Genomic DNA, 13,572 nt, shown 5'->3' with positions numbered 1-13,572 from the left:
TTTTGATTTTACTCTTCTTCTATTCCAAAACCAGCCAGGCGAAGATCGTTCCAATAGTTGGGATACGATTTGCTTACCACATGAGGTTCGTCTATGCGTATCTGCGGAAAGACAATGCTTGCAGGAGCGAATGCCATGGCCATGCGATGGTCTTCGTATGTGCTGATAACAGCTGTGGCATGCGGTTCGCATCGTTCACCATTCCATATCAAGACGGAATTGTTTTCGTGGCGCAGAACATAACCTAGCTTGGCCATTTCGGTTATGAGGGCAGCAATGCGGTCGGTCTCCTTTATCTTCAGACTTTGCAAGCCGGTAAAGCGGAAAGGAATGTTGAGCAAAGCGCACGTTACCACGAACGTTTGTGCCAAGTCGGGTATGTCGATAAAATCTTCGTCCAGTCGTTCGGGATATTCACTGGTTTGGCGAAGTATGACGTCTCCGTCGGTGAATTCCGTTGCGATGCCCAATTTGGCAAACACCGCTGCTCCCCGGCTGTCGCCCTGATAACTCTTTTTGAAAAGTCCCTTTAGCTTGATGGACGACTGCGAACTCAATGCTGCAATCTGATACCAATAAGAGGCTGCACTCCAATCGCTTTCCACCCGGAAAGCCGTATCCGAATAAGGATGAGGAGCCACGCGAATGCAGTTCTCCGAGATCCATTCAGCCTTTGCGCCAAAGTCGGTCATGAGTTGCAACGTCAGGTTGATGTAAGGACGAGAAATAATCTCGCCGGTTAAATGAAGCGTGAGTCCGTTTTTCAGCACAGGCCCTATCATCAGCAAAGCCGAAATATATTGTGAACTGACATCTCCTTTCAGCGTAACCTCTTGGCCGTTTAGTTCACCGCCCGTAATGCGTAAAGGCGGAAATCCTTCGTTGCCGGCATACTCAATCTGCGCACCCAATTCGCGAAGAGCATTAACTAATATCTGAATGGGGCGTTGCTGCATCCGTGCCGTACCGGTGATGATGCGTGTGCCGGGCGTTACGCAGAGGTAAGCCGTAAGAAACCGCATGGCCGTTCCCGCTGCCAAGATGTCAATTACATCGTGATTCTCTGTGAGTGCCTGAATCATTACCCGGGTATCGTCACAATCCGACAAGTTAGCCGGCACAGTTGTTCCGCGTCCCAGCGCATGAATAATAAGTGCTCGGTTACTGATACTTTTTGAAGCGGGGAGTTCTATGACGGCCTTCGGTTGCAAAGGCGCAGAAAGTTTGTAGCGCATAATTTCAGTTGGTAATAAATGAATCTGTTTGCAAAAATAGGAATAAAATCGAAGCTTTTTAAAATAATCGGATGGTATTGATACGAATAAAGTGATAATTTATAAATTTGTGAAACTAAAAACTTGATTCTATGAATGAGAAAGAACGCTATACGAAATATTCACTAATCATTATTATCCTTTTACTGGGAGGAATTCTTTTCGTTCGACTGATTCCCTTTCTGAGTGGCATTCTGGGTGCGATAACCATTTATGCGCTGTTAAGGGGACAGATGAAATATCTTTCCGAAAAGAAAAAGATGAAACGCAGTTTGGCTGCCATTTTATTGATTGGCGAAACTGTTTTGTTTTTCCTGATTCCGTTGTCTCTTTTTGTCTGGCTTCTCATTGGCGAGTTGCAGACGTTGAATCTGGATCCTGCCGTGCTCATGGCTTCTGTAGAAGATGCCGTGCAGGTTGTTCGTGAAAAAACCGGTTATGAACTGTTCAAAGAAGAAAATCTGTCGGCCGTGGCATCCTTTTTTACGAAGCTGGCTCAATCTTTTCTAGGCAATGTCAGTGGACTGATCATGAATCTTTTTGTATTGGTCTTTATCCTTTTCTTTATGCTCATAGGTAGTTCTAAAATGGAGGAGTATGTGTACAGCATTCTTCCTTTTGGAGAAGCCGACAGGAAATCGGTTCTCAAGGAAATGAATCGTATCGTGACCTCCAACGCTATCGGAATTCCTTTGCTGGCTGTTATTCAAGGAGGAATTGCTATGGCGGGTTACTTTATTTTCGGGGCACCCAATGCACTGCTCTTTGGTTTCCTAACCTGTTTCGCTACAGTTATTCCGCTGGTTGGTACTGCTCTTATCTGGCTGCCCCTTGTTGTATACATGGCGCTGTTGGGCGATTGGGTAAATGCTGTCGGACTGGCTGCTTATGCGTTGATTATCATCACCAATGTTGATAACCTTATTCGTTTCATGCTGCAAAAGAAAATGGCCAACATTCATCCGCTTATAACTGTGTTCGGTGTGGTCATCGGTTTACCGTTGTTTGGTTTTATGGGAGTTATCTTCGGCCCGCTTCTGATCTCGGTGTTTATTCTCTGTTTTGATATTTATAAAAGGGAGTATCTGGATAAATAAGTCTACTTTTTATTCTGATAATATTGATGGATGGCCGTTGCCAATCCTGTAAAAGCACTAAAGTCTTGCGCTACAATGCTTACTTTGAGCCCTTTTTTTCTTGCGTACGCGGCTGTGTAAGGGCCGAAACAGGCAATCTCAAGGCTGTTGGTTGAAAGGTGGTGCTTCTTGCACGTTTGCATGGCGACTTCAATTTCGGCTCCGCTGGTAAACACAAGGCAGTTTGCTGTCTTTGCCCGGATCAGTTCGGCAAACCGGTTTTGTATGTTCTCTTCGCTGGCACAGGTTGTGTAAGCATCAATGCGTGTTACTTGCATTTGAATGGCTTTGAGTGCACGCATAAAATCGGGTACCACATCGGGTTCGGGTATGTCTTTTACCCAAGGAGCCAATACGGCTATTCGCTTTCCGCTGATGTCCGGCCGGGTTTTTAGTTTGGCAACAATGCCCATGGGACTGGCTTCGTCGGGTAATAATACATCGCTTATTTCCAATTCCTTTTTAAGATATTCGGCATCTTTACCAATGGCGCAGAGCGTTATTTGTTGCAAATACAGTTTAGCCTCCGGATGTTTTGCCAATGCAATGGAGAAAGATTCAATGGCTTTGCGGCTCGAGAAGGCGATGTAGTCATAGTTCTGCATCTCTTTCAGGAATTGATTCATCTTGGCTTCTTCAGGTAGTACTTTTGTTTCTATCATGGGGCAAGAATAAGTTGCAATATCCTTTTCTTGCAGTGCTTTTTCCAACCGTTGGGCATAACCTTGCGGAGCTGTAATGATTACACGGGGTGTTGCTGACTGACTCCGGGTTGGTTGGCAGTATAAGCAACTTATGGCAACAAGAATAATAGGGTAGAGGTGCATAGTGTCCTTTTTTGTGGATTCTTTGCAAAACTAATTATTTTTTTACTCTTTACTTGTTTTTACGGAATAGATTTTTTATTTTAGCACCGTTACGGAATCTAATAGTTTTATGAAAAAAGTACCTATAACTCTTTCATACAGGTTGAAGCTGTTTCTTGTTGTTTCCGCAGGATTCATTTTTGGTGGTGGTTTTCTTTTCCTGTATCTGCTAAGGGCTCATACCTACTTGGGAGATGATCCGTCGGCCTGCGTTAACTGTCACCTCATGGGTGCTTATTATGATACGTGGGCGCACGGTTCACACGGTCGTAACACCACATGCAATGATTGCCATGTTCCTCATGAAAATATGTTTCGGAAGTATTTGTTCAAGGCGATGGACGGTACGCGCCATACTGCTGTGTTTCTTACGAATACGGAACCTCAGGTTATTCAGGCAATTCCCCAGAGTTCAGAGGTTATTATGAACAACTGCATCCGTTGCCATACTCAGCTGAATACTGAATTTGTAAAAGACGGACGCCTTTCTTACATGCAGACTCAGGTTGGTGAGGGCAAGGCTTGTTGGGATTGTCACAAGGAAGTTGGGCATGGCAAGGTGAGTCTTTCGACAACTCCCAATGCGTTGGTTCCTTACCCGGAATCACCGGTACCTCAATGGTTGAAGAAAATAATGAAAAAATAATATAGCGGATATGGAAAGAAAACTCAAAACCTGGCAAGGGTGGCTGTTGTTCGTTGGAACAATGGTTGTTGTATTTGTACTTGGTCTGGTAGTTGCCTCTATGCTGGAACACAGAGCTGAGGTGGCAAGTGTCTTTAATAACAAGAAGGTGGATATTAAAGGCATTGAACCGCGCAATGAAATATTCAAGGATAATTATCCCAGAGAATATGCCACGTGGCTGCGTACTGCAGAGACTGACTTTAAAAGCGAGTTCAACGGCAGCGAAGCTGTTGATGTGCTGGCTCAACGACCGGAAATGGTCATTCTATGGGCCGGATATGCTTTTTCTAAAGACTACACAACGCCTCGCGGACACATGCATGCCATTGAGGATGTGCATCGCACGCTCCGTACCGGTGCACCTACTGGTGATCATGATGGTCCGCAACCGGCTACCTGCTGGACTTGCAAAAGTCCGGACGTACCACGGATGATGGAGGCTGTAGGAGTTGATTCTTTTTATAACAAGAAATGGGCGTTTTGGGGAAGCGAAATCGTGAACCCTATCGGTTGTTCCGACTGTCATGATTCGGAAACGATGAATCTGCATATCAGCCGACCGGCTCTGCGTGAGGCATTTGCCCGTCAGGGAAAGAATATCGATGAGGCTACTCCGCAGGAGATGCGCTCACTGGTGTGTGCTCAATGTCACGTAGAATATTATTTTCGTAAAAGTGACAATTACCTGACTTTCCCGTGGGATAAAGGTATTACCGCCGAGAAAATTGAAGAGTATTACGATGAGGCCGAATTTTATGATTATAAGCATGCGTTGAGTCAGACGCCTGTCATCAAAGCGCAACACCCTGATTTTGAAATTGCTCAGATGGGTATTCACGGACAACGGGGCGTTTCCTGTGCCGATTGCCACATGCCTTATATGGCGGAAGGAGGTATTAAGTACAGCGATCACCATGTACAAAGTCCGCTGGCTAAGATTGACCGCACTTGTCTGGTGTGCCACAGAGAAAGTGAAGAGACATTGCGTAACAATGTGTACGAACGTCAGCGTAAAGCCAATGAGGCTCGTAACAGGTTGGAGCAAGAACTGGCTAAAGCTCACATAGAAGCCAAATTCGCTTGGGAAAAAGGTGCTACCGAAGCACAAATGAAGGATGTACTCAAGCTGATTCGTCAGGCTCAGTGGCGCTGGGATTTTTCCGTTGCTTCGCATGGGGCTTCTTTTCATGCTCCTCAGGAGATACAACGTATTCTGGGACATGGTTTAGACAGGGCATTACAGGCTCGCTTGTCTATTGCCAAAGTGCTAGCTAAAAATGGTTTCACCGGTGATGTGCCGATGCCCGATATTTCAACCAAAGAGAAGGCACAGCAATACATCGGATTGGATATCAAAAAGGAACATCAGGAAAAAGAACAATTCCTGAAAGTGACTGTTCCCAAATGGCTTGAAAAAGCAAAAGCCAAAGGAAGATTGGCACAGATATAATAAAAATAACTATGTTTGCAGAACCACCGTTGCCCGCGTCGTGACGGTGGTTCTTAATTAAATATCTGATAGTATGTGGAAACAACCCTGGGGGTATAAAGAAGGTTACGTCATTTGTGGAGGACTATTTCTGACTGGTTTGTCATTGCAGGCTGCCGTAGGAAGCTTTCACCTCGAAACACTGGCTTATCCGATCAATTTATTGGCTGCCGTTGTCTTTTTTCTCTTGTTACTTCTGTTGCACTTTTTTCGAAGAAAGTTTGCTGCTTTGCGATGGCTGAGCAGTTATCAGGCTGCCATCTCTTCCATTTCTTCTTTGGCTTTACTGACCTTGGTTATGGGATTAGTGAAACAACTACCCGGTTACATGCACGAAGGAGATGCCTGGCCCGGCTTTGCACAGATGTTATCTAACTGGGCTTTTGCATTTCTATTCGTTTGGTTCATTGCGGTGTTGGGCATGACTGTTTTTCTACGGCTTTTCTCTGCCCAATGGAAGGACATCCCTTTTGTACTTAATCACTTGGGGTTGCTTATTGCCCTTACCGGTGCGGTTTTGGGCAGCGCAGATATTCAACAGCTTGAGATGAATACGTTAGTGGGGCGCCCCCAGTGGATGGCAACTAATGAACGGGGGGATGTGTTGGAACTACCTTTGGCTATTGAATTACATGAGTTTTCCATAGAAGAATATCCGCCTAAGCTGATGCTGATAGACAATGAAACCGGCGATATGTTACCCAAGGGGAAGCCGGATCATTTTTTGGTAGAAGATAGTGCTGCTGTAGGAAAGCTTCTCGACTGGGATGTGGCAGTTATTACTAAACTGCCCATGGCGGCTGGTGTGCCTACGGGTGATACGTTGAAATACGTGGAGTTTCATTCTGTGGGGGCCACAATGGCTTTGTACATTCGGGTGAGTCATAGAAAAACAGGCGAGACACATGAAGGATGGGTTAGTTGCGGTAATTATATGTTTCCCTATAAAGCCATGCGTTTAAATGAGAAAGTCAGTTTGGTAATGCCGGAACCTGAGCCTAAGCGTTTTTATTCGGATGTGACGGTTTACACGGAATCGGGTAAAACCATTCGTGAAGTGATTGAAGTCAATAAACCCGTACAGGTAGACGGATGGAAGATTTATCAATTGGGTTATGATGAAAGTAAAGGGCGCTGGAGTGATGTCAGTGTGTTTCAGCTGGTGAGAGATCCGTGGTTGCCCGTGGTGTATACGGGTATACTCATGATGATTGCCGGTGCACTGGCTTTGTTTGTTTTTCAAAAAAGGAAGGAGGGTGTTCATGATAAACTGGACTGATTTTTGGCTGTTTGCCTTACCGGCTTTCTGTTGCTGGTTGGCGGGTGCATGGTTTGCCTGGCGAGGAAATAGGATCGCGAAGGCCTGTGGATTTACCTTGGCGGGTTTATTGATTTTTGCGGCATTTATCATCGGATTGTGGGTGTCATTGGAACGTCCTCCCATGCGTACGATGGGTGAGACCCGTTTGTGGTATTCTTTTTTTCTTCCTTTGGTGGGTCTTATGACGTACCTGCGCTGGAGGTATAAATGGATTCTTTCCTTCAGCACTGTGCTGGCACTGGTTTTTATTGGCGTGAATTTGTTAAAACCCGATATCCATAACAAGACTTTGATGCCTGCTTTGCAAAGTCCTTGGTTTGTGCCTCATGTAATTGTTTATATGTTTGCCTATGCAATGCTGGGTGCGGCTACTGTTATGGCGCTGTACCTGCTTTTGAGAAAAAACAAACGTCCGGCAGCAATGGAAATGGATATGTGTGATAACTTGGTGCAGATAGGATTCTCCTTTATGACGTTAGGACTTTTATCCGGTGCGTTATGGGCAAAAGAGGCTTGGGGACATTATTGGAGCTGGGATCCCAAAGAAACCTGGGCGGCCATTACTTGGTTTTGTTACCTAAGTTATATTCATTATCGGTTACATCGCAAGACTTCATATTCAATTGCACTGATCATGCTACTTATCTCTTTTCTTTTACTGCAAATGGCTTGGTATGGTATTAACTACCTGCCTTCGGCACAAGGGGTGAGTGTACATACGTATAGCATGTAAGTACTAATAAACCACATTGGCTATCAGTTGAATGAAAAGAATTAGGATAACCATGGCGATGGGGTAGACCGTGGCGTAAGCCACACTCGGTGCCGAACTGTCCGACATTGAATCGGCTGCTGCTAGTCCGGGGGTGCTGGTCATTCCTCCGGCTAAGGTTCCTATCAAGTCGAGGATATTAATTTTGAAGATAAAATGCCCAACTAATGTTGCTATAATCATGGGTAGCAAGGTGACAGCAATACCTACGCCAAACAGGGCTAAGCCACTTTCCTGAAAAGTAGAAACCAAATTAACGCCGGCCGATGTCCCTACTTCGGCTAAGAAGAGAAGCAGTCCCAGTTGGCGCAACAATTGATTGCCTGCACCCGACATGGTCCATACTATGGGACCTGTTTTGCCGATGGCACTCAGAATCAAGGCAACCATCAGGATACCTCCCGTTAGGCCGAAAGAGAAGCTGAATGAATCGGAAAAGGAGAGGCTCAGCTTGCCGAATAAAATGCCTAAAACAATGCCGGCGGCAATGGGGAAGAAATCTGTATCCGACAATCGTTTCTCATCGTTACCAATGAAATGTCCCAGTTGTTTTACGCTTTCACGTTCTCCGGCTACCATTAGTTTATCGCCGAATTTGAGTACCAGATTTGGTTCCGGAGAAAGATCAATACCGCTTCGGCGAACTCGTGTCACGGTGCAGCCAAATGTTCCTTGAAGATTTAAGAAACCAAGTGTATTGTTGATTATTTCTTTATTTGTAAGCAACAGGGATTGTAGCTCCTGCGTAGTTCCCAATGGCAAGTCAATATCTACCCGCTCGCCCATTAATATGGCAAGTTGTTCCAGCGACTGCTCATTGCCCACGGCCTTAATCAGATCGCCTTCCAACAAAACGGTTGAGGCTACCGGAATAATGGTTTTGTTGCCGCTTTTGACTCTGGACACAACGGCTCCCGTCATGCTGCGTACGTTGAGTTGTGCCAGACTTTTGCCGAATACATTGGCATTGCTTACGCGGAATGAAGCCGTTGATAGTTTGGGATGCATATCTCTTCTTTGTTCCTCCACCAATTGCGCTTCTTTTTGTATGTCAATCCGCATCATTTTCGGAAGTAGTTTAATGAATAGAATAACACCGATGACTCCGAAAGGATAAGCAATTCCGTAGGCAATGGAAGCCGCGGGCGAATTGGTCGTATCAATGGCTACCGCCAGTCCCGGGGTACTGGTCAACGCACCGGAAATGAGTCCCACGACACTAGGCGTATCAATATCTAGGATATATTTAGCGATAACAGCTATTAATGATGCTGATCCCACCAATATAGAGGTGAGTATGATTAAGGTTTTACCTTTGGACCGAAACGACTGAAAGAAACCCGGTCCGGCTTGTATGCCGATGGTAAAGATGAACAGTACCAAACCGATATTTCCCAATTCTTTGGGAATGACTACTCCCAGATGGCCGAATAAAAGGGCGATAAAGATGACCGCCGATACATCCAGCGAAAGTCCCATAATTTTAACCCTGCCCAGCATAAAGCCTAGTGCAATAATCAAAAAGAGAGAGAAGTAAGATGATTGAAGAAGTGTTTCGAGCATAATTATAGAATCTTAGCATTATGTTGTGGACAAAGATAATACTTTTATGCCTGATAATAAAATAGCTTCCTGCTAATTCATTCCAAGATGAACGGGCAGGAAGCTATTCGTTATTTACAAGGGAAGCTTACTCTTTGAACGCATCGAGCGCCACAGTTGGCTTTCCGGTATTATCAAAAGCACCTAGGGTATAAGCGTTCCATCCGCTGTATGCTTGGGGTTCCCAATAAAAGATGCCCAAGCATTGATCTATGTCTTTGGTCTTTGCCAGTAAGTCAGACAGAAAGTTCTTGCAGCTCTCTGCATCATCCCAGGGCATGCCTACTTCGCACAGCATGACTTCTGAACCGTAACGGCTGATCATGTCTTGTATATTAGCCACGCATTGGGTGTTCATGGTTTGCCAGGTATCGGCCTGCGGATAGAGTGACATGCCAATGACATCCCACTTTCCACCGTTTGCCTTCAGTCCGTCGAAAAGCCAGCGGAACAAGTCGTTTTTGTTTCCTTCCTGAAGGTGTACAATGACTTTGGCATTGCTGAAGACTGATTTCACGGCATCGTAACCGGCATTGTTCAGAGCTGCATATTGTGCCATGTTATCAGAAGCCTTACCTTCGTCCCATAGCATACCGTTTCCTGTTTCATTTCCCACTTGCACCCATTCGGGGGTAATGCCTTTGTCTTTCAGGGCATTCAGCACCTCTTTGGTATGGTTGGCAACAGCTACTTTCAACTCATCCATCGTATAACCGGCCCAAGCTGCCGGCTTGGTTTGTTGAGAGGGGTCTGCCCATGAATCGCTGTAATGAAAGTCAATCATAAGGCGCATGCCCAGTTGGTGTGCCCGCCAGGCCTTGGCAACGACATCGCTTTTATTGCACCAACCGTTGGCGGGGTTTACCCATACTCGTAACCGGATGGAGTTAACTCCCAAGTCGCGAAGGAGGGTCATACACTCGGTTTCTTTGCCGTCGGCATTGTAGAATTTGCTGCCCGACTTTTCCATCTCTGTTAACCAGCTTACATCGGCTCCTTTGGCGAAGCCGCTCATGTCATACTGGGGCTTCTTCGGGAATTGTGGCTTGTCGTCATTGCTGCAGGCTGCCGTGATGCCCATCAGGAGGCAGCCCATTAATATTGCTTTTATTTTCATTGTATTCATTATTTGGTAAGAGCATAAGTTCCGTTTATCAAATCAACCGTGAGGGTGTATGTGCCGGGCGACAAGGTAGCATCGTCTGTTATGTTGCTGCCTTTGTAGCTTAATTTGCCATTACTTCCCCCGTATTTATAGGTCCACGCAGCATCGAGAATAATCTGAAATCCCCATTCGGATGCTTTCTCAATGGTAACGCTACCGCTGAAAACTCCTTTGGTGGCTGTGGCATTCAGATCGTGCAAGTCCCAGTTGTCATTGACACCCGAATAGTAAATCTTGTTCTCTAGGGTCACTAGCTTATAAGTAAGTGCCTTGAGCGATACATCGAAGAAATAGAGTCCCGTGGCAGGTGCTTTCAAGTTACCGCCCTGTCCTTTTAACTCCATTGTTCCCTGATAGGCGTCGCCACTCGCAAAGGTGTATTTATCGTCCCAGTTATCGGCTTCCAGGAAAATGTTGTATCCCCACTCCGAGGAAGCATAGGCTACTCCGGCGTATGCTTGGTTATCTTCATCGTAAAGGTACATTTTATTATTAAAATTCCAGTTTCCGGTGATTAAATCATCAATACCCGATAAATAAATCTGTTGTCTGACTTCGGTAGGTGTATCGCTACCTCCCACTACCTTAGCTACCCATTGCTGCGGATTGCTTAAGTCGATTACCAACGTGTTGGTACCGGTGGATGTTACCTGAACCGTAATGTTTCCACTTTGTTGGCCAAACGCCAGTGACTCTCCGTTTTGCGTAAAGCCTACAGCGGTAGTTTTGGCTGCATCATCGGCGTCACCTGTTGAATAGTCATATTGCTTACCGCTACCCGACACTTGCAAGGTGATGTTTCCTGTTTGAGTGGCGTTAAATACTAACGTCCATTTCAAGTTGGGACGATCGAATGTAAGGCTGCCCGTGAGGTCTCCGCTCACTGTGAGTTCCGGAATGTAAAGTGCCGACCATACTTTCTTGCTGGTGTTCAGGTTTACAAAATAACATCCGCCGAACTGCGGGAACCACATGTTCCATTTGGTGTCTTCGGAAGAGATCAGGAACGGACTACCATCTACTCCGTCATTTCCCCAGATGGTGCCGTCGCCCTCTCTTAAATAGTAGTTGTACCAGCCTGTAGCTCCCATGAACCCCGTATACACTCCATCGGATGCTGCCGAATAGAGCTTGGCACCCGTTTCGGTCTGTTTGCTGTCGAGTACATAGCCGATGCTCATGTCAATGAAATACGAGGTGATTTGAACGGTTACTGTATTGGTGTAGACGGGCTCCATGTTGTTGCCAGTTACTGATTTTAACCGGAAATAGACCGGAACCGCTACGTCGGGAGTTAAACCCAGGTTTTTGGCAAGGGTGTTGAGCTCGCTGCCGGTATAAGCTTTTGATAAAGAGGTTTCTACCGATTCAAGCACATTCTCGGCAAATGTTTCCGAGGTGGATGCCTGCAATGTGGCAGATACCAGATTGGGGGCTTGCATGCTGGGGTCGCTAACCGACAAGTCACTGTTGTTCCAGGCTAGGGACAGGACTATTTGTTTACTGTTTGCCATGGATAGAGCCACTTCACTTTCGGACGAAACGAGTTCTCCTTCTTCCAGGCTGCTCAGGTATATTTTATCTCCTTCTTTCTCGCAGGCGGTGATGCACAGTATGGCTGCCAGTAGCAGGAGTTTATTTATGATTGCTTTCATGGGATGTTCTTTTAATGTTCAACTTAATAATTCTCGTTATACAAGTTCGGATTTGCAGTCAGGTCAGTAGTGGGAATGGGGTACACGTTGTACTTGCTGTTGACTGCCGCCCCTGCTTTGACTCCGCCTTTCCATTGCCAAAGATAATTGGCTGTTGTAAACTTGTCGTAACGAATGAGGTCGGTGCGGCGGGTACATTCCCAATATAATTCACGAGCACGTTCATCGAGAATGAAGTCGGGTGTCATTTCTCCGTCTTGTATATTGCCCGAATCATTGCCAAAAGCCCGCTGACGTAACAGATTGACATATCCCAATGCTGTTGCGCGGTCACTTCCTTGTCCGCCACGTACCACAGATTCTGCCAGCATCAGGTACACATCAGCCAGTCTGAATAGGGGAAAATCAGTATCAACGCCACCGTCAACCGTGTTTGAAGCTGCCTCTCCGGCATCGGTCAGGTTGGTCCACTTCTCAACGAAGTAGCCGTTGCTTTGGTCGTCAATAACATCCAGATACTGTGACTGTCCTTCGGTAAAGAACATGGCGCGCCCGTCTGCCGTTTCAAAAAGAGCAGGCACCTCGCCTCGGATGCGGAACATGCCCCATCCTTGAGTTACACCGTATGCTTCGGGCTTTTGATAATCGGACGTATTACTTACCTCTCCGCAGATGATGTAAGTGGTTGCTCCCCATGAAACCGTGTGTTCCGCATCTACAGTGAGCGGCAATATGATTTCGTTGGTTCGCTTATGATTGTCGGCATTGAACAGTTTGGCGTACTCCGGTTCCAGTGTATATCCTTGGGCAATTACCTTTTTACAATACGTAATGCAATCGGTGTATCGTTCCGTGCCGGTGTAAACCTTTGCGTTGAGGTACAGTTTGGCTAGCAAGGCATAAGCAGCAGCCTGTGACACGCGGCCGTACTCTGCTTCACTGCGAGAAGGTAACACTTCTTCAATAGCAGTCAGTTCCGATTCAATGTAGCTGAACACTTCTGTTCCTGTGTAACGCGGTGGTATGAACGAACCTACCGGATCATTTTCGGTAACAAAAGGAATGTTCCGGAACAAGTCGAGTGCATGGTAATAGGCCAATGCTCTCAGGAAACGAGCCTCTGCACGGTATGTACGTATATCTGCCTGATCGCTCTCTGCAAATTTGCTGATCTGATCATCGCCTGCATTACGCAGAAACTCGTTACACAAGGCAATGGTATAATAGATGTGGTAATACATGTCAGACACCCATGTGTCGTTGGCATCCCAGCTCAGGTAGGTTAAGTCGCCCACCTTGTCGCCTTCTAACCAAGTAGAAGCGAGTTCATCTGTTCCACACTCCTGAAGGTTGAAGTAGCAACGCATGTAATCTTGTCCGTTGTTGCTGCTCAGGTCGGCATTGCCGCCGCCCTTTTCTTGTCCGTTAATAACAAACGAAGCATACAGTTTAGCCAGTACCTGTTTGTAGTTGGCCGGTTCATCGTACACGTTAGCCGAGGTTGTTTCAATGTGAGGAATCTGGTTTAACTCATCCGTACACGATGAAAACACGAACGTACCGGCTAGCAAAAGTGTATATAGTATTCTTTTCATATTCGTAAA

11 protein-coding genes are annotated in these 13,572 nt (G+C 46.1%); 5 read left to right on the top strand and 6 right to left on the bottom strand.

All coding sequences use genetic code 11. The features are described 5' to 3' along the window. Window positions 1-8 precede the first annotated feature (8 nt). A complete protein-coding gene (locus ACKPCE_RS01985) occupies window positions 9-1,235 on the bottom strand; it encodes a 3-phosphoshikimate 1-carboxyvinyltransferase (protein ID WP_319504006.1) in 1,227 nt (408 codons plus the stop codon). Window positions 1,236-1,366: 131 nt separating this feature from the next. Here ACKPCE_RS01985 and ACKPCE_RS01980 point away from each other — a divergent pair, with 131 nt between their 5' ends. Beyond that, entirely contained in the window at window positions 1,367-2,371 is a 1,005-nt protein-coding gene (locus tag ACKPCE_RS01980; protein ID WP_319504005.1) for an AI-2E family transporter, read from the top strand. A 2-nt stretch (window positions 2,372-2,373) separates the two neighbouring features. On the opposite strand, the gene ACKPCE_RS01975 is transcribed toward ACKPCE_RS01980, so the two are convergent. Then, window positions 2,374-3,237, bottom strand: a complete 864-nt coding sequence (locus tag ACKPCE_RS01975) for a uroporphyrinogen-III synthase (RefSeq protein WP_319504004.1) — start codon at window positions 3,235-3,237, stop codon at window positions 2,374-2,376. A 109-nt stretch (window positions 3,238-3,346) separates the two neighbouring features. On the opposite strand from ACKPCE_RS01975, the gene nrfH reads away from it, so the two are divergent. From nrfH to ACKPCE_RS01955, 4 genes are all read left to right on the top strand, one after another. Beyond that, window positions 3,347-3,922: a cytochrome c nitrite reductase small subunit gene (gene nrfH, locus ACKPCE_RS01970; protein WP_024995872.1), complete on the top strand. Its 576-nt coding sequence runs from the start codon at window positions 3,347-3,349 to the stop codon at window positions 3,920-3,922. A gap of 10 nt (window positions 3,923-3,932) precedes the next feature. Continuing rightward, a complete protein-coding gene (gene nrfA, locus ACKPCE_RS01965; RefSeq protein WP_319504003.1) occupies window positions 3,933-5,414 on the top strand; it encodes an ammonia-forming cytochrome c nitrite reductase in 1,482 nt (493 codons plus the stop codon). 73 nt (window positions 5,415-5,487) lie between these two features. Then, window positions 5,488-6,732, top strand: a complete 1,245-nt coding sequence (locus ACKPCE_RS01960) for a cytochrome c biogenesis ResB family protein (protein ID WP_319504002.1) — start codon at window positions 5,488-5,490, stop codon at window positions 6,730-6,732. Then, window positions 6,719-7,507 (top strand): cytochrome c biogenesis protein, encoded by a 789-nt coding sequence (locus ACKPCE_RS01955; protein WP_319505904.1) that lies wholly within the window; start codon window positions 6,719-6,721, stop codon window positions 7,505-7,507. Before ACKPCE_RS01960 ends, ACKPCE_RS01955 begins: the two co-directional genes overlap by 14 nt. Before the next feature lie 3 nt (window positions 7,508-7,510). On the opposite strand, the gene ACKPCE_RS01950 is transcribed toward ACKPCE_RS01955, so the two are convergent. From ACKPCE_RS01950 to ACKPCE_RS01935, 4 genes are all read right to left on the bottom strand, one after another. Next, entirely contained in the window at window positions 7,511-9,109 is a 1,599-nt protein-coding gene (locus tag ACKPCE_RS01950; protein WP_277639908.1) for an aspartate:alanine exchanger family transporter, read from the bottom strand. A 127-nt stretch (window positions 9,110-9,236) separates the two neighbouring features. Next, a complete protein-coding gene (locus ACKPCE_RS01945; protein WP_319504001.1) occupies window positions 9,237-10,265 on the bottom strand; it encodes a glycoside hydrolase family 53 protein in 1,029 nt (342 codons plus the stop codon). Window positions 10,266-10,273: 8 nt separating this feature from the next. Then, on the bottom strand, window positions 10,274-11,968 hold the full coding sequence (locus tag ACKPCE_RS01940; RefSeq protein WP_319504000.1) for a DUF5114 domain-containing protein: 1,695 nt from the start codon (window positions 11,966-11,968) through the stop codon (window positions 10,274-10,276). A gap of 23 nt (window positions 11,969-11,991) precedes the next feature. Further along, window positions 11,992-13,563 (bottom strand): RagB/SusD family nutrient uptake outer membrane protein, encoded by a 1,572-nt coding sequence (locus ACKPCE_RS01935; protein WP_319503999.1) that lies wholly within the window; start codon window positions 13,561-13,563, stop codon window positions 11,992-11,994. Window positions 13,564-13,572: the final 9 nt, after the last annotated feature.

The sequence above is a fragment of the Bacteroides graminisolvens genome, assembly GCF_963666085.1.
GTDB lineage: Bacteria > Bacteroidota > Bacteroidia > Bacteroidales > Bacteroidaceae > Bacteroides > Bacteroides graminisolvens.
The sequence above is the reverse complement of the archived record's forward strand: the minus strand, read 5'-3'. Positions and strand labels throughout refer to the sequence as shown.